General features: G+C 59.0%; 28 protein-coding genes and 1 tRNA gene. 22 read left to right on the top strand and 7 right to left on the bottom strand.

The genetic code is table 11. The annotated features are described in order from the left end of the window. The first annotated feature begins 61 nt into the window (after positions 1–61). From KAK88_RS07785 to terL, 3 genes are all read left to right on the top strand, one after another. The gene (locus tag KAK88_RS07785) at positions 62–253 is read left to right on the top strand and encodes a hypothetical protein (RefSeq protein WP_066551799.1); all 192 of its coding nucleotides are present in this window, start codon (positions 62–64) and stop codon (positions 251–253) included. After that, complete coding sequence (locus KAK88_RS07780) at positions 250–546, top strand: hypothetical protein (RefSeq protein ID WP_066551800.1); 297 nt, start codon at positions 250–252, stop codon at positions 544–546. The genes KAK88_RS07785 and KAK88_RS07780 overlap by 4 nt, the downstream gene beginning before the upstream one ends. Before the next feature lie 67 nt (positions 547–613). Beyond that, positions 614–2341, top strand: a complete 1728-nt coding sequence (gene terL, locus KAK88_RS07775) for a phage terminase large subunit (protein WP_082854102.1) — start codon at positions 614–616, stop codon at positions 2339–2341. On the opposite strand, the gene KAK88_RS07770 is transcribed toward terL, so the two are convergent. Together KAK88_RS07770 and KAK88_RS07765 are read right to left on the bottom strand one after the other, a co-directional pair. Beyond that, the gene (locus KAK88_RS07770) at positions 2338–3258 is read right to left on the bottom strand and encodes a DNA-methyltransferase (protein ID WP_066551801.1); all 921 of its coding nucleotides are present in this window, start codon (positions 3256–3258) and stop codon (positions 2338–2340) included. The genes terL and KAK88_RS07770 overlap by 4 nt on opposite strands. A 170-nt stretch (positions 3259–3428) precedes the next feature. Further along, entirely contained in the window at positions 3429–3719 is a 291-nt protein-coding gene (locus KAK88_RS07765; RefSeq protein WP_066551802.1) for a hypothetical protein, read from the bottom strand. A gap of 635 nt (positions 3720–4354) precedes the next feature. Between KAK88_RS07765 and KAK88_RS07760 the strand changes: the two genes are divergently transcribed. Both KAK88_RS07760 and KAK88_RS07755 read left to right on the top strand, forming a co-directional pair. Then, the gene (locus KAK88_RS07760) at positions 4355–4693 is read left to right on the top strand and encodes a helix-turn-helix domain-containing protein (protein ID WP_082854104.1); all 339 of its coding nucleotides are present in this window, start codon (positions 4355–4357) and stop codon (positions 4691–4693) included. Between the two features lie 111 nt (positions 4694–4804). Beyond that, on the top strand, positions 4805–5104 hold the full coding sequence (locus KAK88_RS07755) for a hypothetical protein (protein WP_242078527.1): 300 nt from the start codon (positions 4805–4807) through the stop codon (positions 5102–5104). A gap of 449 nt (positions 5105–5553) precedes the next feature. On the opposite strand, the gene KAK88_RS07750 is transcribed toward KAK88_RS07755, so the two are convergent. Next, the gene (locus tag KAK88_RS07750; protein ID WP_156494665.1) at positions 5554–5769 is read right to left on the bottom strand and encodes a hypothetical protein; all 216 of its coding nucleotides are present in this window, start codon (positions 5767–5769) and stop codon (positions 5554–5556) included. Between the two features lie 484 nt (positions 5770–6253). On the opposite strand from KAK88_RS07750, the gene KAK88_RS07745 reads away from it, so the two are divergent. The 4 genes from KAK88_RS07745 (at position 6254) to KAK88_RS07730 (ending at position 9996) form a co-directional block, all read left to right on the top strand. After that, positions 6254–6418 (top strand): hypothetical protein, encoded by a 165-nt coding sequence (locus tag KAK88_RS07745; RefSeq protein ID WP_156494666.1) that lies wholly within the window; start codon positions 6254–6256, stop codon positions 6416–6418. 54 nt (positions 6419–6472) lie between these two features. Then, complete coding sequence (locus KAK88_RS07740; RefSeq protein WP_066551805.1) at positions 6473–7990, top strand: ArdC family protein; 1518 nt, start codon at positions 6473–6475, stop codon at positions 7988–7990. A gap of 34 nt (positions 7991–8024) precedes the next feature. Then, positions 8025–9113 (top strand): hypothetical protein, encoded by a 1089-nt coding sequence (locus KAK88_RS07735; protein WP_242078526.1) that lies wholly within the window; start codon positions 8025–8027, stop codon positions 9111–9113. 241 nt (positions 9114–9354) lie between these two features. After that, positions 9355–9996, top strand: a complete 642-nt coding sequence (locus tag KAK88_RS07730; protein ID WP_242078525.1) for a hypothetical protein — start codon at positions 9355–9357, stop codon at positions 9994–9996. Between the two features lie 396 nt (positions 9997–10392). Here the strand turns inward: KAK88_RS07730 and KAK88_RS07725 are convergent, their stop codons facing one another. After that, on the bottom strand, positions 10393–10893 hold the full coding sequence (locus KAK88_RS07725) for a ferritin-like domain-containing protein (protein WP_066551808.1): 501 nt from the start codon (positions 10891–10893) through the stop codon (positions 10393–10395). Positions 10894–11153: 260 nt separating this feature from the next. Here KAK88_RS07725 and KAK88_RS07720 point away from each other — a divergent pair, with 260 nt between their 5' ends. Both KAK88_RS07720 and KAK88_RS07715 read left to right on the top strand, forming a co-directional pair. After that, the gene (locus KAK88_RS07720; protein WP_242078524.1) at positions 11154–11792 is read left to right on the top strand and encodes an HNH endonuclease; all 639 of its coding nucleotides are present in this window, start codon (positions 11154–11156) and stop codon (positions 11790–11792) included. After that, positions 11789–12007, top strand: a complete 219-nt coding sequence (locus tag KAK88_RS07715) for a hypothetical protein (protein ID WP_242078523.1) — start codon at positions 11789–11791, stop codon at positions 12005–12007. The genes KAK88_RS07720 and KAK88_RS07715 overlap by 4 nt, the downstream gene beginning before the upstream one ends. Here KAK88_RS07715 and KAK88_RS07710 read toward each other — a convergent pair. Then, a complete protein-coding gene (locus tag KAK88_RS07710; protein WP_242078522.1) occupies positions 12004–13251 on the bottom strand; it encodes a hypothetical protein in 1248 nt (415 codons plus the stop codon). The genes KAK88_RS07715 and KAK88_RS07710 overlap by 4 nt on opposite strands. Positions 13252–13737: 486 nt before the next feature. On the opposite strand from KAK88_RS07710, the gene KAK88_RS07705 reads away from it, so the two are divergent. Genes KAK88_RS07705 through KAK88_RS07690 form a run of 4 tightly spaced genes read left to right on the top strand, consistent with a single transcriptional unit; the run spans position 13738 to position 15893 of the window. Continuing rightward, positions 13738–13980 (top strand): hypothetical protein, encoded by a 243-nt coding sequence (locus KAK88_RS07705; protein ID WP_066551811.1) that lies wholly within the window; start codon positions 13738–13740, stop codon positions 13978–13980. After that, a complete protein-coding gene (locus tag KAK88_RS07700) occupies positions 13977–14468 on the top strand; it encodes a hypothetical protein (RefSeq protein WP_156494668.1) in 492 nt (163 codons plus the stop codon). Before KAK88_RS07705 ends, KAK88_RS07700 begins: the two co-directional genes overlap by 4 nt. Further along, complete coding sequence (locus KAK88_RS07695) at positions 14465–15352, top strand: tyrosine-type recombinase/integrase (protein ID WP_242078521.1); 888 nt, start codon at positions 14465–14467, stop codon at positions 15350–15352. Before KAK88_RS07700 ends, KAK88_RS07695 begins: the two co-directional genes overlap by 4 nt. Before the next feature lie 31 nt (positions 15353–15383). Then, a complete protein-coding gene (locus KAK88_RS07690) occupies positions 15384–15893 on the top strand; it encodes a hypothetical protein (RefSeq protein ID WP_242078520.1) in 510 nt (169 codons plus the stop codon). Positions 15894–16045: 152 nt separating this feature from the next. Here the strand turns inward: KAK88_RS07690 and flaF are convergent, their stop codons facing one another. Together flaF and flbT are read right to left on the bottom strand one after the other, a co-directional pair. Then, positions 16046–16411 carry a flagellar biosynthesis regulator FlaF gene (flaF, locus tag KAK88_RS07685; protein WP_055808591.1) on the bottom strand — a complete coding sequence of 122 codons (366 nt, stop codon included), beginning with the start codon at positions 16409–16411 and terminating at the stop codon, positions 16046–16048. Next, entirely contained in the window at positions 16371–16793 is a 423-nt protein-coding gene (flbT, locus tag KAK88_RS07680; protein ID WP_242078519.1) for a flagellar biosynthesis repressor FlbT, read from the bottom strand. Before flbT ends, flaF begins: the two co-directional genes overlap by 41 nt. A gap of 156 nt (positions 16794–16949) precedes the next feature. Here flbT and KAK88_RS07675 point away from each other — a divergent pair, with 156 nt between their 5' ends. The 7 genes from KAK88_RS07675 to KAK88_RS07645 all read left to right on the top strand — a co-directional run bounded on the left by KAK88_RS07675 (position 16950) and on the right by KAK88_RS07645 (position 21246). After that, complete coding sequence (locus tag KAK88_RS07675) at positions 16950–17393, top strand: hypothetical protein (RefSeq protein ID WP_242078518.1); 444 nt, start codon at positions 16950–16952, stop codon at positions 17391–17393. 12 nt (positions 17394–17405) lie between these two features. Continuing rightward, a complete protein-coding gene (locus KAK88_RS07670; RefSeq protein ID WP_242078517.1) occupies positions 17406–17600 on the top strand; it encodes a hypothetical protein in 195 nt (64 codons plus the stop codon). A 64-nt stretch (positions 17601–17664) separates the two neighbouring features. Then, entirely contained in the window at positions 17665–18525 is an 861-nt protein-coding gene (locus KAK88_RS07665) for an AAA family ATPase (protein WP_242078516.1), read from the top strand. Between the two features lie 73 nt (positions 18526–18598). Next, positions 18599–19396 carry a methyltransferase type 11 gene (locus KAK88_RS07660; RefSeq protein WP_242078515.1) on the top strand — a complete coding sequence of 266 codons (798 nt, stop codon included), beginning with the start codon at positions 18599–18601 and terminating at the stop codon, positions 19394–19396. A gap of 94 nt (positions 19397–19490) precedes the next feature. Beyond that, entirely contained in the window at positions 19491–20132 is a 642-nt protein-coding gene (locus KAK88_RS07655) for a YfbR-like 5'-deoxynucleotidase (RefSeq protein WP_017505221.1), read from the top strand. A gap of 4 nt (positions 20133–20136) precedes the next feature. Next, positions 20137–21069 carry an NUDIX hydrolase gene (locus tag KAK88_RS07650; RefSeq protein ID WP_242078514.1) on the top strand — a complete coding sequence of 311 codons (933 nt, stop codon included), beginning with the start codon at positions 20137–20139 and terminating at the stop codon, positions 21067–21069. 87 nt (positions 21070–21156) lie between these two features. Further along, a tRNA-Ser gene (locus KAK88_RS07645) sits at positions 21157–21246 on the top strand. The last annotated feature ends 26 nt before the right edge of the window (positions 21247–21272 follow it).

The raw sequence follows: 21272 nt of genomic DNA, 5'->3' as shown, positions 1-21272 counted from the left end.
ATACCCACAATCGAAAGGTCTAATGGACCCCACTCCAAATACATCGAACTCCGACCCAGCCTTGGTGCTGATCCTCGGGGAAATCAAAGGCCAGCTTGCCACCTACATCAGGTTCATGGAGACCTTGCAGGGTCGGCACGACACGCTCGAAACCCGAACGCGCTCGCTTGAGAACGCCAAGTTCTGGGTCATGGGCGCCGCAGCAGCAATCGGCGGTCTGGCCGGTTTCCTTGTCGATCTGGTGAAGCCATGATCGATCAAATCAAAACCCACGTCCGCGCGTCGGAAGGCGAACTCGACACCATGCACCGCCTCGTCGCGCTGCTGCTGTCGAACGAACTGGACCGTGCCAACCTCCGCGCAGAGATGAATCCGAACGACCCGTCGTATGCGATCTCGCCACAGCTAATCAGTCAGGCCCTAAAGTTCCTCAAGGACAACGGCGTCAGCGCACCGGCTGGCTCCAAGGTCGTCGAAGACCTCGCGGCTCAACTGACCGATCTCGACCTCGACGCCGAGATTCTTTCGGGCATGACCCCGAACTAAAACCCAAGACCCCTCGCTTGCCGCCGCTCGCCTTCACCGGCGGGCGGCTGGGCGGCGCACCCCTTGTTTGATCTCATCCAATCTGACGCTCGCCGACGTTCTTCGGCAGTCCTTCATCGCGTTCGTCCGCTACGTCTGGAAACACGTTCTCGGCCTCCCCAAGCCGACGCGCATCCAAGAGGACATCGCCCGCTTCCTCGAAAGCGGCTCCACCCGCCGGGCCATCCAAGCCCTTCGCGGTATCGGCAAGTCCTTCCTGACATGCGCCTACGTCGTCTGGCGTCTTTGGAAGGACAACAACAAGACAGTCCTAATCGTCTCTGCTGGCGAGACAGGCGCGGCTGACAACGCCTCACTCATCAAAGGCATCATCTACCACGAGGCGGGTGACAAGCTGTGGGGTTCGCTGCGTCCCGGCCGCGACCAAAAATCCTCGACGCTCGCGTTCGACGTGGGCGGCAAGGGCGCCGACAAACAGCCCTCCGTGAAATGCATCGGCATCACGGGCCAGCTACCGGGCAACCGCGCCGACATCATCATCGGCGACGACGTTGAGAACCCACGAAACTCATGGACCGAGGATCAGCGCGACAAGCTCCGGCACCTGTTCGGCGAGTTCTCGAACATCATCAAGCCGCTCGACACGTCCGAGATCATCGTCCTCGGCACCCCTCAAACGGCAGAGTCGATTTACAACGGCCTTCCGCAGCGCGGCTACACCGTCCGCATCTGGACCGCCCGCTATCCACTCGCCGACAAGCTGGCGAACTATGGGGCCGCACTGGCTCCGATGCTGCTCGCTGACATTGAGCGTGACCCCAAGCTTTGTGAGCCTGTCGGCCTGTCGAAGCTCGGAGGGGCGCCGACCGATCCCGACCGCTTCACCGACGCCAAGCTGATCGAAAACGAACTGGACGGCACCGCCGCCGAGTTCATGCTTCAGATGATGCTCGACGTGACGTTGAGCGACGCGGAACGCTACCCGCTTAAGACCTCCGACCTCATCGTCATGGACGTTGACCCACGACGCGGGCCGGTCTCCATGGCGTGGACCTCCGCGCCCGAATACCAGATCAAGGATGTCGAGAACGTCGGATGGTCAGGCGACCGTCTCTACCGGCCGTTCAATGTCTCGGAGCTTTGGTCCGACTTCACCGGCTCGGTGATGCACATCGACCCCTCCGGTTCCGGCAAGGATGAGACGGCCTACGTCGTCACCAAGTTCCTCGGGACACGCATCTACATTCGGAAGTGGGGCGGGTTCGTGGACGGCACGTCTACCGAGACCCTGACCAAGCTGGCCGAGATCGCACGGGACGAGAAGGTCAATCTGGTAATGGTCGAAGACAACTTCGGCGACGGCATGTTCCGACAACTCCTGTCGCCGATCCTCGCCCGCAAGCACCCCTGCAAGCTGGAAGGCCACAAGGTTTCCAGCATGAAGGAGAAGCGGATCGTCGGCGCGCTTGAGCCGGTCATGAAGCAACACCGTCTGGTCATCGACCTTGCCGTGGTGCGTGAAGACCTCAAGGCAGACAGCCTACGCCGGGGCCTGTTCCAAATGACCAACATGACCGTCGTTCGCGGCGCCCTTCGCCATGACGACCGCATCGACGTGCTGGCCCAAGCCGCCGAATACTGGCGTCCATACCTCAACGCGGATGAGGAAAAGCACGAGCGTCAGCACCTCGACAGACTGGACCGGGAGTTCGAAAAGAAGTTCTTCGCCGGGACGAATGTCGGCTCTCTATTGAATAAGGGCAGGGTCCGCGCCCGTGGAAGACGGATGCGTTAGGCGGCGGTCTTCGCCGCCTTCTCGCGCTCCTTGAATGCGCGATATTCGGCGCGCTTGCGCTCCATCACTTCGGCCAACAACGACGTGGTGGAACGCTCGATAGGGGCCGCGCCAACGCGGATGTCAAAGTCTGCATCAGGTGCAGCAGCACGAAGGCGCGCTTCCGTGTTCTCGAAGAACCGAGGGCTGATCTCAATGCCGATGAAGTGACGGCCAGCTTGCAGGGCGGCGACGCCCGTCGTGCCGCTCCCCATGGTGCAATCCAGCACCGTGTCGCCTTCGTTCGAAAAGGTGCGGATCAAGTAGTCCATAAGGGCGACGGGCTTTTGGGTCTGGGGCGCATTGCCCTTGCCCTTCACCTTTTCCTTTGCGCCGACACTCGGGAAGAACAGGATGCTCGTCGGCCAGTTCGTGTGGGTTTGATTGCGACCCCGCTGCGCGGACGGCCCGCTCAACTTGTAGAACGTATCCTTGTTAAGGCTGTTTCGGGACGTGACCGGCTTGTCCAATTCAGTCAGACCCTGCGGGTTATACGTCGGGTGGACCTTGGCGTTGTTCCCCATCCCGCCCTTGGCAAAGACCAAGACATCCTCATGCTGGGCGAGGACGCGATAGTCTTTATGCAGATGCTGCGTCTTGCGCGTCTTCGCCCAGATCATCGAGTAGCAGTAGAGGTCAGGAGCCGCCGCGATCAGCGCGGCCGAGAACCGGCCTTGTGCCGTCATGACGATGTTGCCAGTGGGGGAGAGGATGCGGCGGAACTCTCCGAACATCTTGTCCATCGGGATGATCTTATCCCACGCCTCGACCGACACTCCATACGGCAGGTCCACAGCGATCAGGTCCACGGACTCGTCGGCCAGCTTCGTCATGGCGACGAGGCAGTCAGCGTTGAAAAGGCGGGCAGTCAGCTTCAAAGGGCGTCTCCATAGCGGCGATAGATGTCTATCAAACTGCCACAGGCCGCCGACTTGTCGAGCATATTTGACCAACATATTCAGTATCTTATGATACTCACATCAAACCGCGGCGCCGCCCTCACTCATGATCGCACGAGATCGGGAGGCGTCAACCAAATCGGCCTAAATTACTTCTTCGCGGGAGCCTTGCGAGCCTTCACTTCCGACAGCTTCGCAGCCGTCAGGGCGTCGATCTTCACGGACAGACCGGCGACGGTCGTGGTCAGATGAGCGAGGGCGGATGCTGACGCCAGACCGTTCAGTCGGTCGGACAGAGACAGGTCGCCCGCCAGCATCGAATAGGTGCCTTCAACCTCGGCAGTCACTCGCTCCAGCTTAAGGCGAAGCGTCTCGACATCTTCGGCGAGAGCGCGACTGGCGACGCGGTTTTCCAGCCGTCGATCCGACAGCGCAGCCAATAGATGACGTCTGCGACAGTCGCCGTTGGACCCAGATGGGGACGGCATTTTTGTGCAGCGTGGACGTTTGCTCTGCGAAGATCAGCGACGTCCGCAGCAAGTTTCGGCAGGTCGATGCCGGGTTAGAAGGGAAAGGATCATGCTGATATTTGGTCAGCGGCAATCCATGAGCCTCGAACTCCGACATCAGAACGGTAGAACCACAGCCCGCTCATAGCCGTTTGAGCCATTACTCGTCGGCAAAATCACAAACTCGCTTGGGAACCGACTAACGAGGTCGCGGACGAGGATCGTAAATTCGTCCGCATGACCCTCGCGACAAATAAGGACGAAGCCGCCCTCACCTGTCGGCTCCACGGTGTAAGCGGTCGAACCCGCCTTGAGGCGATCCAGCAGACATCCCATAACGTCGGTATTCAAACGCCATCATTCAACGAAAGTCCAGCCTAACGCCTCATTGAAAGCTCGACCACCATCCTACGCACTGCGAACCTATGGCGTCATGGACAGTTTGCCCGCGCCAACAAACACGGACGATCTAACGCAGCGGCAATCTAAACTGCCGGATCGAAGCAGGTCACCGCAACTTCTAAAACGCAGCTTCACAGTAGCAAAAATGGTCGTATATCGGAGATATGAGTCGAATCATCATTTCTCCAATCGATGGCCAAATCGGCAAAACGATACGCGAACGTCGAGTTGCTCTCGGACTTTCGCAAGCGGAGCTTGGAGCCGCGCTTGGTGTGACTTTTCAGCAAATCCAGAAATATGAAAAAGGTGCGAATCGCATTTCGGCTTCGACCCTCCTACGAGCTGCTCAGGCCCTTCAATGCAGTGTGGCTGATCTCTATTGCGATCCAGACCCCACCGGCCATTCCCCGTCTGAACGGGCGATCTTGAAGCTGTGGGCGCAACTCGGTGAGCCTGAACGGAACGCAGTTGCGGCGATGATCCGGGAGTTCATCAAACGATAAAAAGCACCACATAGCAGTTGAAACTAAAGCCAATGCCCCCGTCTGACTTTAACAGTCAGCCATGGCTTGGCTTATTGGAACGGTCATTTCGCTTTATCTTTCATAAACAAAATGCATTTCACGCGCAGGAGCGAAGGTGTGAACTGTAAATCGTCCGAGCTTAAAATCCAGTATAATGCGAAAGTAAATGGATTTCTCCGCGAGGCACTCGGAGAAGAAAACCTTTTCCGAAAATCGAAATTACTCGGTAAGGCCGTCTACTGGAACATGATGGCAATGAAGTCCGATCCCGACATCAAACTAAAGCGGGGAAAACCAATGCCACCGAATGATGGTTTTGATCAGATGGGGCCTGATCAAGGTGCACACCCGCCGATCTCTGGCATTATACCTGAACGTCAGAACCCATGATTACCGCCCGAACAAATGCGCCCCGTTCGTCACTCACCGGGAGGACCACGACGGTTGATAGGTGCCCGAACGTCAGATCGCTAACCAACCTATCGAACGCCGTTTCCTGACCAGCCCTCGGGGAGATTACCCAGCTATCGCCGAGGCGTTGAGTGTCAAATATCGCGGACCCGTTTTCAATGCTGGCGAATATCTCTTCCATACCGCTACCAAATGCCGTCACGCTCTACGCTCTTGAAAACTGCGGACTGTTCGGTGGCTTTGGTTCACAACCTAAGTGCGGACCCGCTCGCCGTCCTTAACTGTTTTGATAAGTATCGAAGCGGCGGTGGCTATGCCATGCGGAATGCACAATCGCAGTATGCCGCGATACTGCACCTAACGATTTGTCCAGCTTCAAACTCTAATGCAGTTCAGTTTGTCTCATCCGCTCACCGGATCGCACAAAATCAGAACGGCATCACGGTCGCTCGCGAGTAGCCTACTTTCCCATCGGTAATCGGGAATATCGCGAACTCGTCGTTCGATTGGAAGGACAGTTCGTCAATCATTTTGGCAAATGCCGCTTCCTGTCCGGGTTTCGGGATAATTACGAACCCGTCGCCTACGGTTTCAACGCTGAAAATAGGCGACCCTGCACGGATATCAGCAAGTAAGTTTTTCATAAGCGTGACTATAGATTTTCAGGCGCAGACGTGTCGAGACCGGGACCGGACATAGAGGGAAAGCTGGGGCATTTAAATTTGGATCACTTGGGGGAAGAGGGGAATATACGCGCGCCCGCTGGTTCTACCCCCCCGTGGGGGTCCATCGTCGGGCGACCCTTGGCCAGCACCCTGCACCCATGAGGGTCTAATAGGGATGCGCCGGGCGGTCGAAAGCGATGTTTACATCGCCGATGCTCGCTAACGTCCTGACATCGTTGGCAAACATTCCCACTATAACCGGCAATCGACTGTCTGACGCATCGCGCGCGTGACGTTCAGATAGGACGTGTGCGGACGATTGCGCGCGCCCGCGTTCGCCGCGACGTTTAGGCCCTGCCTTTTTTCGAAATAGATGCTTTGAACGAAAGAACGCGCTTGACAGGCTAACGGATAGAGATTCTAACGCCGGTTATTAGATGCTTTGGAGCAAAGGATTTTGACCATGCCTCAAGAGTTCACCCGCCTAATCGACCTGACCGCCGGTCACTGTGACCTGACTGTTTGGGTCCGCCCGGACACTGACCTCGATAGCCGCTTTGAAGCGGTCTGCGACATCAGCGGCGAACGCCTCGCGATCAACGGCTGGATGTTCCTGATCGTCGAATGATCCGCGCCTAACCGTCCTCAATAGATGCTTTAACTCAATCAATAGGTAAGCGACATGAAAGCTGACATCTACCAAACCGTCACGGATTCCATCATCGCCATGCTTGAGGCTGGCGTCCGCCCTTGGGCGCCCGGTCACAACGCGAAGGCTTGCGGTCTGCCGGTCATCCCGACGCGGGCGAACGGCGAGGCGTATCGCGGCCTGAACGTCGCCTTGCTGTGGGGCGCGGCCGAAATGAAAGGCTATCGTCACCACACTTGGATGACGTTCAATCAGGCGAAGGCGTTAGGCGGATGCGTCCGCAAAGGCGAGAAGTCATCGCCTGTCGTCTATTGGGGAACCTTCAAGGCTCAAGCCGATGATGCGGACGAAGGCGACGACGGCAAGGCCCGTCTGTTCGCGAAGGGCTATGCGGTTTTCAACGTCGAACAAATCGACGGCTTGCCCGCCTCGTTCTATGAACCGGCGACGGTCGAACCTTCCGAGACCCGGATCGCGAAGGCCGATGCATGGGCGGTCGCGACGGGCGCCGACATTCGCCACGGCGGTTCCCAAGCCTTCTATTCGCCCAAGGGTGACTTTGTGCAGGTTCCGCCGTTCGCGGCGTATGGCGAGCCGGAACGCTACTATTCGACCTTGTGCCATGAACTGACGCATTGGAGCGGCGCGAAGGCCCGGCTTGATCGCCAGTTTGGAAAGCGGTTCGGCGATAAGGCTTATGCGTTCGAGGAATTGGTCGCCGAAATGGGCGCGGCCTTCTCTTGCGCCCGCCTTGGGATCGAGAACGAAACCCGCGAGGATCACGCCTCTTATTTGGCGTCATGGCTGAACGTCCTGAAAGCCGATAAGCGCGCGATTTTCACGGCGGCGAGCAAGGCTCAAGCCGCTTGTGACTACCTTTTCGAACTGGCCAGCAAGGCCGAAATTAAGCCCGTGGAGCGGCCTTCCGTCCCGACTGGCGTTATCTGCCTTCCTGACCTGTCTGGCCTATCCAGCGAGCCGGTTTCGGCCCATGCGAGCGATGACGGCGACGATGATCCGACGCCGCCTGTCGCGCCTTCGCCCGCGCCTGTCTCGACTGGCGTTGCGGCCGGTTTCCTGTCGCGTCTGTCGGCGTTCAAGGGAGGGCGTGTCCGCGCGCCTTCCCGCGTCGCGGCTTGCAAGGTCCGCACGGTCGATGACATCGTGCAGGACATCACCGCGCCCGCCGAACCTGTCGCCAAGCCCGCCCGCCCGTTCCATCCGCGCCGTGATCCGTCGCTATGCGAGTTCCTGTCTATCCGGGGCATCTGCGACGATGGCGGCGAACTTCGCGGGCGTGACCTCGACCGCTGGCATCGCGAGGCGCCGTTCCGTCGCAAGCTTGTTCGGGCGGATGGCGTGTCCCTTGAGACGGCTGCACGTCAGGCATGGGAGGCGGGCTATTTCGATGATGTCGCCGTCCCGACGATGGATAGCACCGACAACATGCACCCGGTCACGCCAGAGATGTTGATCGCGGCGATGGATCGCGAACTGCGCGACGACTACGCCCATGTCTGGGGCGACCATGATGCGGAGTTCTTCGCTTAGGTTTACCATGCTTCTTTCGTGGTAAGGATTTTTGATGTTCAAGAAGCCAACGACATTTGTGATCGGTGCCGGGTGCAGCCGCGAATACGGCTTTCCGCTTGGTAATGACCTACGCGATCAAATCGCGACGTTGCTGGAAAATGTGAAGCCAGAGCGTCCGCGCCGTTCAGATCGAATGGTCTTTACAATGGAGGGGACCGACAAAGACGTCGAATTCAACGCCGCGATTGTTCAACACGCGGGCCAGCATAAATGGCAGGAGTGGTTCGCCACAGCACAGTCAATGGCTAAGGGGTTGCGTCAGGGATCGTCAATCGACCGCTATCTCGACTTCCACAACGAAGACCCGGTTCGGGTTCAACTCGGAAAGATGGCCATCGGGCGTCTCATATTGAGGGCTGAATCTCAAAGCTCGTTATCTATGGAGACTGGCTCAATCTTTGACATGACCGAGGTCGCGAAAAAGAACGGAGGCGAGCCGCACTGGCTCAATGAACTTTTCCTCAGATTACAAGAGGGTGTTCGTCGCAGCAACGTCGAAGAGTTTCTAAACAACGTCACATTTATTTGCTTCAACTACGATAGAGTTATTGAGCATTACCTTTTCAACGCCATCAAGGCGTTTGGCAACTTGACGGATGAAGAGGCAACGGCAGCTATGCAGGGGCTTAAAATTTACCACCCCTATGGACGTCTTGGCCATCTTTTCTGGGAAACCGCGACGACGCCCAAAGGAGTTCAATACGGGGCGCGGCTTGACGATTTTGGGTCTATCGTGGGGCATAGCGAACATGTGCGAATCTTCACGGAAAGCTTCGAAGAGAACGAAGAAATACGCTGCATCCGACACGCGATGGAAAACGCAGAGAAAGTAGTGTTCCTTGGCTTCAGCTTCCTCCAGCAAAACCTCGACCTCATTCGACCCGACAACCGATCAAAGGCCAGTCAGGTTTGGGCCACGACGTATGGGATGTCTCAATATGATGTTGATGCAGCGGAGAACGCTATTTCGGCGATGCTAAATGGATCAAAGTCCGCCGATTATAGAAGTTTCAGAGTGAACGTCGTCGATAGTAAGGCTGGCAAGTTCATGGCTGATGTTGGAAATCTCCTCCGCTCATAAAGAAAGATATGGCTTCACCCTGCCCTCCCCGACTAAATAGGTCCATAACCTGTTCCGTTGTGTGGAAGCACGGCAACAGGGCCATTTAGATATTGGATAAATAAGGTCTGGATCGTATACTCGGTTCTGTCATCAAATCCGAAAAACTTAAGGCCCTGCGATCTTCCACTCGCGGGGCCTTTTGTTTTCGGATTACATGATTCCTTTCAACACTATTCAGGATGTCGTCGAACATCTCGACATGATCGGAAACGATCAAGCCCTTCTCTTTGCCTTCATGCACAAGAACCCCGATTTCGTGCGGTGGTGCGAGAGGATCGCTGACACACAGTATCGCAGCGTCGCGACGGTCATGACGCCCCTGCCCGCGTTCGACATCGTGACCGCGCTTCAAACGACTGTCTTCGACAACTGGACCAACAACCCCGACAAGCGCGGCCCCTATCAGTATGGGGTCGAGGTCAAAGCCTACACTGCCGACACAATCACGAACTGGAAGCGTCCGAACTGGAAGGCCAGCGCGAAGATGTGGCCCGCCGCCGATGCGGTGAAGATCGCCAAGAAATCCAAGGTGAAGTTCAGCGACATCACCATGCAGAAGATCGAGGGACTTTCTGCCGAAGGTCGCGGCTTCGTCGGCGTCATGAAGCACGTCAAACCCGGCGAGGGTTCGCCCTACAACGATGAACACGTCGTCTGGCTGGACCTTGAGGGCGATCCTGCCTGTCTGATCCACACACCCTCATTCCAAGCGTTCACGGCGCCGTTCGACGCTCGCGACGCCAAGGGGAAGGGTCTGGTCGGAAACGCCGTCCTGCAATCCCGCTCTGCTACGTCGGCGGGCCTTGTCGGCTGGTCCACCGGCACCGCTTCGCCTTTGTAGTCGCCGGGAGCAGACCGCTCCCTCTATTATACTCTTCAATACCTACTATATTAATAGAGGGCGATCCCCTCCTGAAATACGGGCCTTTGGCCGTTCTCTCTATAATAGAGGGAGCCCCCTCAAATACGGTTTTTCAGACAGTTTTTGCCTCCCTCTATAATACAGGGCGTCATGCGCTCGCATCCTGCTCGGCGCCTGACCTTCCTGAACTACGGGGGAGCGGGGTTGCGGCGGCGCAGCACAAGCAGCGGACAAACCTGCCGACATTTTACACCGATGAAACCAGTGGAACCCCTGCGGAAAATGCCGCAAAAAAAGAGCGGTGACCTCGATCACCGCCCCACAGAGTTGCTTCGCGCTCTCTCAACACTGCCTGAAAGAGCGGGTTCCTAAAACTTATGCAGATTTCATCATAGCGTCAGCGTTCACAGCGGCGTCGGCAATGCTCGTGAGGTCTTCGTCGGTTTGCGACTCTTCGTTCAAAGTCTCTTCGAGCAGCGCGGCAGCATCGTTTAGGCCCAGCACGTTCGCCCAACGTCGCAGAGTGCCGTAGCGCGTAATCTCGTAATGTTCGACGGCTTGGGCTGCGGCCAGCAGACCGGCATCCAGAGCGGGATTATCCTTATATTCCTCCATGATCTCATCACCCTCGGCAAGAATGCCCTCGATGGCGTCGCACGTCTTGCCTCGCGGGGCCTTCCCGATAATCTCGAAGACCTGTTGCAGCCGTTCGATTTGCCCTTCAGTCTGCTCTTTGTGCTTTTCAAACGCAGCCTTCAGTTCGGGTGATTGAGCGGCGCGCGCCATTTTAGGCAGCGATTTCAGGATTTTCCGTTCTGCATAATAGATATCCTTAAGGGTGTCGTGGAACAGGGTTTCGAGTGTTTTCTCGGCCATAACGATATCTCCGTTGGGTGAGACACATAAAAGCACAGCTACACAGGTCGGTTCCTTCCCCAAAAGGTCTGAACCGGCGACAGGACGCGACTGATTTTCCACCGCGTTTTAAGCGTCGCTGACTAAATACATCATAACCGTTCCGGCGAGAGCAAGTCGCGGATCGGGCCGATGTTTGAAACGCGCGCATAGTCTGAACAGCTTGTTCGTTTCCAGAAAGAGGCCCTGCCGATCTTGCTCATCGGTGGGGCCTTTTTCGTTTGGAAATCGAAATGGAGAAATGTCGAAAATGCGCTGATGCGTTGACGCCGGGAGTGAACTGGTCAGCGTCACGAGTGAGAAAGCCCGACCGGATTTGTAGCCCCTGCAACTCGGCCGCCGCTGCGGTCTGGAACCGAGCGCACCCCGAAGCGAGGCAAGGCACACAGAAAGCGTATCGCAAGAACAACCTCAATAAGCTTGCCTCTGATAACAACCGCCGTCGCGCGGTGAAGCTGGCTGCTCTGTCCCCTGATCGGGACGAAGCCAAGATCGCGGCTGTATATGCGCTGGCCAATCGCCTGACCGCGCGGTTCGGCCGCCCGTATCACGTCGATCACATCGTTCCGCTCGCCAAAGGCGGGCTGCATCACGAGAACAACCTCGTGGCCATGCGAGGCGACTATAATTCGGCGAAGAAAGACAAGATCGTTCCAACGCTTATTTCGTTTTTCGCGGGGCGTAGCTTGATGTCGCCCTTTCACTACCACGGTCAACCCGTGTCTGCGGCTGACGCAATCGCCATGCTCAAGAACCGCAAGGACCATGCTCGCTATCGTCTGAACGCAAAGCGCGGGCGCGACGAACGCGACGGCACGATCCTTCGTCAACTCTGGGCGATGGTCCGGGGCGAGCTATGATCTACTCCCCCGAGGAACTAACACCGCAGCGTCTCGCGATAATGTGGGACATGTGGAAGCGCGCAGAAGCGAGCGCATTGAAGACCCGCGGTGACATCAGCCAAGCGCGGACCCGTCTCCACGAACTGGAAAACCATCTGGTGAAGGTGGAAGCGGATCGCGAAGAAGCTGCCGCCTTCCTTGAAACCTATCTGCTCAATAAAGGCGTCGATTAGGTGGTTTCTTTCGGTCCGAGATCGAACGCCAAGACCGAAATCGTGACGTGTCGGTCGGGGTCGTTTGGAAGCCTGAACGTAAACTCGTTGCTTGTATCGTCGAGGTGCCGGGGACCGGAAATATATTGAGAGTGCCGCTTCGGAAGTTCAGCAAGTTGTTCAACCACGCCGCTAAATCCGACATTCCTGTTGAAGATAATGATTGCACACTTAGTGTCTCGCCAAGTCAGATAGCCCAGCAGTTGGTCGATGGTTACCGCAAACTGCGCTGCCCCACCCCAGAACTTGCATTCAGCGACGAAAAGATTGCCGCCGCGCTCTTTGATCAAAATGTCGGTCTTCCCGGTAAAGTTAAATGCTTCGCCGGTAGCTGTGCCGAAGTGAGCGTTTAAGGGAACAAGGAACATGTCGCGAAGCCCTTCTTCGTCGAGGCTCCGTGTCCGAGATGAACTCTGCTCGATACTCCGACCCGCGCCCCGAACGAGACCGAGAATGCGGGCGTATGACTCTTTGTCGAGGGTTGGGTCTGCCGGTCGCGATGGCGTCATGGGCGGCATCTGCGGCACGATCCGAGTTTTGATAGGAGGTGGGGTATAAGCGTTGGGATCGGCGGGTTTCTCTTTCAGCTTGATGCCGAGGTTCGCGAGTGCGGATTTCTGTGCATTGGAAGCGAGGAGCTTTGCTTCGCGGTCCCGTAGCCCAAGCTGCGCGGTCTGCCTGACCTTAGTGTCAAAACCGGCCCAAAATGATCGCGACCAATCCAGATGTTGAGCAATGTTTCCCGTGGTTTCCTTGATCGTTCTCTGAACCTGCTCCGCGCTTATCTCGCGCCCTGCGATGTTAAAGACGACCATATTCTGAATGACTTCCGCACGCGGCGGGCTGCTCGACATATTCGACGACCAATGGAACACCTCCTCGCGCCCATCAAAGGGAATCTCGATCCGATAGTTGTCGCCGCTCACCATGTAAGTGCCACCGTCGTAGTAGCGATCATTCACCTCAATCTGACGCTCGCTATGCTCGGCAGTGAGTTCATCCAATCTGAGCCTTGGGACGTCGATGTGGTTCGACGCGACATAGTAGTCGATCAGCGCGTCGATATCGGTGTTGAGTATGCGTTCAGCCGGAAGGTTGGCGATTTGTGACTGAAGGTTTTGAATCCGCTCATGCTGGATTGCGAACCCGTCGTATCGCGAGAACAGGCAGTTGTCAGAAAAGCCGCGACTCATATGCTGATCCATCAGATGTAATAGCGTCAGGCTATCACCGGTTGCGGACGGTTATAGGCGCGCAGTCGCATTTTTTCGCGCTGGCTCTTGCAGCCGCAAAGCTCGCTAACCATCTCCCACCCAAGGCGCGCAATCGCCAACGATATAGTCGGAGCGTGTAAGGGGTCACCAGAACCGGACCAAACACAGGCCAAACAAACCCCAGCCTACGCTGGCCTAAAGCATCCCCCGACTACCCCAAGGGACCGGGATGCAGGAGGTAGAGGAGACAGGACTTGAACCTGTTATTCGCTATCGAGGTCAGCCAGCCGAGTGGGGCAATGTTCCGCATGGTTTTGGGATGCAATCTGCATCCTCTGATCTCGTGGTTCGGCGCCGTATCCCGGTTGTTCTGAACAAAGAAGGCCGTCTCGGAAACGAGGCGGTCTTTCTTTTTGACACGATTGACCAAAAGAGTCATCGGCGCCATCATGATTCCAAAGCACATAACAGGTTGTCATGATGGAAGCGAATAGGGCGGCTCGGGGCTGGGCCAAGGTGATTATCGCGGGGTTCTTCGCGACGATCCTCGAACTTCAACTGCGACAGTCGGGTGGATCGTTGCTGTGGCTGCTTCATGCCGCGTCCATGATCCTCAAGGGCATGGGCGATTGGTTTAGCGAGCTTGGCGCAATCGCGCCGGTCGCAGCCCTTATCACCCTGTTCTGCCTCGATGGCTTCTTCTCGGGTTTTCGCAAATGAGGTCTGCCGCCCTGTCGTGCGACGACACGCTCGATATGTTCATTGAGCTTAAGGCCAAGCCGACGCATCCTTTGCGCCTCGTGCAAAAGGATTCGGCCATGGCCTCGATCAAACCCCACGTCTGGACGTTCATGACGTTCGCTGCTGCCCTTCAAACCCTCGCGAAGGAACTACCGACCCGTGTGACGGTGCGCCAACTGCTGACGTTCGCGATGATCGTCGAACAGGTCAGCCTTGGTCACAACATCACCATCGCGACCATCCGTGAGAAGGCTGGGAGCGATAAGCACGGTGATGAACTGCTCGGTCAGTCCATCGGCCGCAGCTACCAACTTTTCCTCAAGCCCACCAAGAAGGAGCCTGACGCTCTGGGCTGGGCCTACGTCGAGGAAAACGAGGACGACCGACGCGAGAAATTCCTGCGCCTAACCCCGGAGGGCGAAGAGGTCGCCCTCAAGATCGCCAAGCTGCTGAAAGAGAAACCGTGAAGGTCCGCGAACTCCTGCGCTACTGCGAAGTGCACGAATGGCGTGGCGCCCGATCCAAGGCCACCCTCCGCACCAACATCAAGCAGCTTGCCGCTCTGATCGGCGAAGAGGACATCGCTGATCTGCATTACACCCGGCTCAAGAAACTGGCGTCAGACCTTGAGACTTACGGCCGGAAGGCGGCGGCGCCCGCGACCGTCAAACGTAAGCTGGACACCCTGTCCAACGCCCTGACCATCGCCACGCGGATGACGAACGACGATGGCTCGCCGGTCCTGAAAGCCAAGCCGACTTTCCCGACGTTCGACATCAACAACATCCAAGAACGCACGATCTCCGACGCCGAACTGGCGGACATGTTCGAGGTCATCGCCGCCCGGCGCGAGGCCGAGCCGCACCGCGATTGGAGCCGGTTCGACGCCTTCATGAGGTTCTTGCTGGCCACGGCCTGTCGGCGAGGCGAGGCGTTGCGGGTCTGGCCGGGACACATCGAGCAGCGCGACGCCCGGCACTTCGTGATCTTCGAACGCTACACGACCAAGAGCAAAAAGCCCCGGATCGTCCCGCTGTCGGCCGAGATTGTCAGGCTGCTTCCGGCACTGCGCCTACAGGCGGGAAATGGCCCGCTCTTTCCTTTCACCGCATCGGTTCTCTGGGGAATGTGGAAGGCGGTCAGGCAGGACATGGCCGGGCGCGGCCATGACTTCTCGTTGGTCCGCTACCACTCCACCCGCCACACCACGCTGACCAAGGCGATGAAGCGACATCCAATCGCGCTCGTGTCCAAGCTGGCCGGTCACGCCAGCATCCAGATTACGGCAGATCGCTACGGCCACCTGTCGGCTGATGACCTCGTGGGTATGGTGGACGAGATCGCGGCTTGACGTTCGGTCGAACGCTTCGCAAATCTGGTTGATGATACCGGCACAATGTGAAGTCGATTGGGGTGCGTGGGCGACGCTGTTCACAGGCTGCGCCGCTGTTTTGGCGGCGTTGATCGTCGGCTTGAAGCAGTCCCGTATCCAAGAACTGCAAGCCAAAATCGCGGATCGCGTGGCCTCAACCGAAGAGGCCCGCATTCGCCTTGAGCTTTTCGAGAAGCGATATGCCTTCGTCGTGGTGCTCAACAGATTCGTGAGCCGCGTCCGATCCAAAAAGGATTTTTGGACGGAAGAGGATACGGCGTTTCTCGAAGAGTCGAAGCGCGCCCAATATCTCTTTCCACGCGAAATGAAGGCGATCATCGACCGCCTCTGGTATCTCGCAGCGGACTATCAGGGCACATCAGATATGCTGACCAGTCGGATACCCGGCGAAAGAGATGAAGCTATCAAGCAGAGGCCGAAACTCCGCAATGATCTGAACAAAATCGTCGAGGACTTTTACGAAGTTTGCGACCGCGAAATGCGGCCTTTCCAACATTAAGCCGACCCCTTCCCTGCCCCGCCAAACCCCGCGCCTCGTATGAGACATGTGTGGGTTTGACTTCCTTTCGACTGTTGAACAGGGAGGTGAAACATAAGACGGCTCAACGCCTTGCGCCAATGGGCTTCGCGCTTTCGTGAACGCGTGGCGATCTACTGCGTCGGCGACGCCCCGCCGGACAGGCCCTGCATGATCATGCGATTGATATCGATCAGATCCTGAAAGCTCTCTTCACCCCGCATGATCGCCGAGGAATGGCGATTGATGAACAGGCTCAGGGAAATGATCTGCGCGCGCATCGGAGCGCCCAGAGCATTGCCTGCATCGCTGCATTCGCCGGCCAGCGTCGACCAGAGACGCCGGTTCCAGTCCAGCGCGTCGATACGGGTGGCGATGTCGGATTCGTCGACGGTCGAGGCGTGAACCAGAGCGCGCGTGACCTGACCGAACAGACGGTACTCCAGGTCGCGCGGGCTCTCAGCCCTCGCTGTCGCCGCTGTGTAGGCCTGAAGCGACATTCAGCACTCTCTCTTCATACTCGACAATCTTACGCGCCGACATCAGGGCCTTGTAATATTCGCGCGCCAGCACATGACGCGAGGCCGAGACGCATTCGGCCAGAATGTCCGGGTTGTGCGTCGCGCCCATGAATTCGGTGATCCGCAGAGCGAGTTCGTCAAAAAACTTCGAGGCCGAACTCTCGTCCAGATACATCATCATGATCGGGAAATAGATGCGGCGTGCGGGCGTGGTGACGTCCTCGGCCTGCATGATGTCCTTCTCGCGCAGGACGCTGGCGCGGTTTTGAAGGATCAACACGCCGCGACGATCGCCGTTCTGGACCACGGCGCCATTCAAAACGAACTTCTCGCCGGGTTTTAGCGACAGCTTCAAGGCCATTGAGGACCGTACTCCAGTCATGGTCGAGCCGGTCGCGCACGACGGCTCCGAGTGAATCGCACTCTACGCCTGCATCGGTTAACCATCCCTTGTGAGATCGATCCGCTGGAACGCGTATCGTCGCCGTTGCGTTGGCTTGTCGAAGAGGAGACGACCATGCCGGACAACGACTACCAGGACGATCAGGAACAGTCTGAGACGTTCGACGAAACCCATCTGGACGACGAGGGCGACGGCGAATTCCTGCTGGATGAGGCCGACCAGGTGCTGGACGTGACCCAGGCCGATGGCGACGCCGACGACGAGGATTTCGACGAGGACGCCGAGATCGATCTCAATGACCAGTTGGCGCTCGACGGTATCGAACGCGAAGCCGACGCCCTGTTGGGCGTGGATGGCGAAAACCGCAATCAGATCGACGCCCAAGGCGAACCTGCGTCGGCGCCGGATGAAGTCGAGCTCGTCTATTCGGGCCTGATGGAAAACGAACGCGGCGCGCAGGCCAGCGCCGCCCACTGGGAGGCCAAACGGCTCTCGGACGACGACATCACGGACCTGGGATACGGCCCGGACGGCGATCAAGACGCTCCGGCGCGATAAGGAGACAATGATATGAACGACGACAAAGCCCGTCACGACGCATCGACCGACGCCCCGCACGCCAAGCGCACGCCCTCGCAGGACGGCGTGCCGGACCAACTCGACAAGATCGAAAAGTCCGAAAGCCGCCAGGAGGCGCTGGTGGATGAGGGTCTGGAAGAAACCTTCCCCGCCAGCGATCCGGTCTCGGCCAAGCGCATCACCTGATCGCTGTTCACGACGCGGACGATCCGCTAACCCACTCCGTGGAAACACGGAGTGGGTTTTTTTTATGAGCCGTTTCGAAGGCACGGACCGTTATATCGCCACGACCGACCTCAAGGTCGCGGTGAATGCTGCGGTCGCGTTAGAGCGTCCCCTGCTGATCAAGGGCGAGCCTGGAACAGGCAAGACGGTCCTGGCCTATGAGATCGCCAAGGCCTTCGACGCGCCGCTGATCACCTGGCACGTCAAATCCACGACCAAGGCCCATAATGGCCTGTATGAATATGACGCCGTCAGCCGACTGCGCGACAGCCAGCTGGGCGAGGAGCGCGTCCATGACGTCCGCAACTATCTGAAGAAGGGCAAGCTGTGGGAGGCCTTTACCGCCCCTGCCCGCCCCGTCCTGCTGATCGACGAGATCGACAAGGCCGACATCGAGTTTCCGAACGACCTACTGCAAGAACTCGACCGAATGGAGTTCTACGTCCAGGAAACGGGCGAGACGATCCGCGCCGAGGTGCGCCCCATCGTCATCATCACCTCCAACAATGAAAAGGAACTGCCCGACGCCTTCCTGCGGCGCTGCTTCTTCCACTTCATTCGCTTCCCCGACGCCGATACCCTGTCGGCTATCGTCGACGTGCACTTCCCCGGCATCAAACCGCGCCTCGTTTCCGAGGCTTTGAAGACCTTCTACGAAATCCGCGACACGCCGGGCCTGAAGAAGAAGCCGTCCACCTCGGAGCTTCTGGATTGGCTGAAGCTGCTGCTGGTCGAGGATATCGACGCCGAGACCCTGCGTGAGAAGACACCGAACAAGCTGATCCCGCCGCTGCATGGCGCGCTGCTGAAGAACGAACAGGACGTCCATCTGTTCGAACGCCTGGCCTTCCTGAACCGCCGCGAAGGCTCGCGCCCCGGCGGCTGATCCGGTGATTACCGCGATTTCACTGGATCACGCGGCCGCAGCGGGCAGAATGGAGGCCAAGAGAGGTTCGACCATGCGTCATATCCTGCTTTATCTAGCCCTCAGCGCCAGCCTTGCCGCCTGCGACGGCGACAACTCGGTCCGCATCACCACCACCTCCTCCAGCGACGATCAGGGCGCGGGCGTATTGAAGGTGATCGACGCCCTGCAATGCCCCGACAGTCTTGGCGTCCTGACGCGAAAGGGCCTGGCGGCGGCGGGCGGCGCGAACTGCGTCTATGGCGGCCCCAAGGGCGCCGACGTCGTGCTGCATCTGGTCAAGCTGGATGGTCGCTCCGTCGATGACGTGCTGCGGGACTTCGAAGCGCGCGCCAGCGCCGATCTGCCCCATACGGTCGCGCGCCTTGCTCCCGGAGCCGGAGATGCGCCGCCGCCAGCGATCGAGGCAGGCGATACGACTTCCGTCCAAGCGCCTGGGGTCGACATCAAGACGCGCGGCGAGGACGCCTCGGTCCGCCTGCCCGGCCTGAAGATCGAAACCCAGGGCGATAACGCCAGCGTCCGCATCGGCGGCATAAACATCCAGTCCAAGGACGGACAAAACGTCCGCACCGAAACCTCGACGGTCAGCGTGGACGCCAACGACAACTCCACGCGCGTGCGCACCCGTGCGCCGGGTGCGGCGACGCGCATGACCTATATCCTGGCTGATGATCAGCCCGGCGATGCGGGCTGGCGCCAGGTCGGCTTCGAGGCGCGCGGCCCCAGCGGCGGCCCGATCGTCATCGCCGTGGTCAGGTCCAAGGATCGCCGAAACGACGGCATTTTCGACGACGCTAAGGAACTGGTTACGCTGAACGTCGGACGCTGACGCGGCGATTTCCTTCGCCGTCTGGTCCCTCCCGCTTGATCCCGGCGTATCTTTGCGTCACCTGACCAGCCGACAAGCGATCAGGACACGCGATTTGGCCGAGCGCCCCACCAAGAAAAACGCCCCCCGCGCCTGGCAGCGCATGCTGTCCGGTCGTCGCCTGGATTTGCTGGACCCGTCGCCGTTCGACATCGAGATCGAGGACATCGCCCACGGCCTGGCGCGCGTCGCCCGCTGGAACGGTCAGACCATCGGCGAGCATGCCTTTTCGGTCGCCCAGCACTCGTGCGTGGTCGAAGAGATCGCGGCCCACATCAAGCCCGGCCTGGATCCGAAATGGCGTCTGGCCGCCCTGTTGCATGACGCCTCGGAATACGTCATCGGCGACATGATCTCACCGTTCAAGGCGGCTCTCGGGGCGGGTTACAAGGACTTCGAGGCCAAGCTGGAAGCCGCGATCCACCTGCGCTACGGCCTGCCGCCCAAGACGCCGCAGACGATCAAGACGCTGATCAAGAAGGCCGACAAGGCCTGCGCCTTCTTCGAGGCGACGCAGTTGGCGGGTTTCACCGAAAAGGAATCGCTGGGCTTCTTCGGCAGTCCGCCCGAGGGCTACAGCCTGACGATCGAACCCCAACCCGCGCCGGTCGCCCAGGCCCGCTATCTGGAACGCTATCGCGTCCTGGCGGGCGCAGTCGGCCTGATCCCCGCCGACGACGCCTGGCACACGGAATAGCGCAATGACCCAGGGGGCGGAGGACGGCGTTCGCATCGGTCTGTCGGCGGTCGTGATGACCTTGAAAGACCGACAGGCCGTCGTCCTGACGACCCCGACCGAGGACGGTTCGCGCGCCCTGCCCTTCGGGCCGTTCGATCCGGTGCGCGACCGAACCTTCGAGCGCGCCCTGCGGGACTTCGTGACTGTTCAGACCGGGTTCCGGCTCGGCTTTGTCGAACAGCTCTACACCTTCGGCGACGCGGGCCGCGCCTCGCCGCGCGCCACCCCCGGTCCTGGCCGTCACAGAGAGGTGTCCGTCGGCTACCTGGCCCTGACGCCTGACGCGGCGGAAGGCCAGACACACGACGCCCGCTGGGACGCTGTGTTCGAATTCTTTCCTTGGGAAGACCGGCGCTGCGGTCACGACGCGCGAATCACAGAAGGCTTGCACGCCTGGGCCGATGGCGACGAGCACCGCCTGGCCCGCGCTCGCGCCCTGTTCGCCCTGACGCCCGATCATCGCTGGAACGAGGAGCGGGTCCTGGAGCGCTATGAACTGCTCTACGAAGCGCGTCTGGTCGCCGAGGCCTGGCGCGACGCCGACCTGTCGCCCACGCAGCCTATGCCGGGCCGCATCATGTCCTCGGATCACCGGCGCATCCTGGCGACCGCGCTCGGCCGTCTACGCAGCAAGCTGAAATACCGCCCGGTCCTGTTCGATCTGACCCCTGGCGTCTTCACCCTGTCCCAACTTCAGGCGGGCGCCGAGGCCGTGTCGGGTCTCAGCTTGCACAAGCAGAATTTCCGGCGCGGCGTGGAACGGACGGGGCTGGTCGAACCCACCGGACAGCTGTCTTCCACCACGGGCGGCCGGCCTGCCGAACTGTTTCGATTCAAGGGCGTGGACGCCCAGACCGGCGCCGCGCCGGGCCTCTCTTTGCCCGCGCAAAGATAGCGTCGGATTTCTTTCACAGACGGGTTGCGAAGCGCTGCGGCTCCGACTAGAGAAGCCCCTCGCTCGACCAAGCGATATCGGCGCCGCGGAGAGGTGGCAGAGTGGTCGAATGTACCGCACTCGAAATGCGGCGTGCCTGGAAGGGTACCGTGGGTTCGAATCCCACCCTCTCCGCCACCGGCCTGACGAAGGCCTGAGCCAAG

Source organism: Brevundimonas diminuta, assembly GCF_022654015.1.
Classification (GTDB): domain Bacteria; phylum Pseudomonadota; class Alphaproteobacteria; order Caulobacterales; family Caulobacteraceae; genus Brevundimonas; species Brevundimonas diminuta_C.
This window is presented reverse-complemented; position numbering and strand designations above follow the sequence as displayed.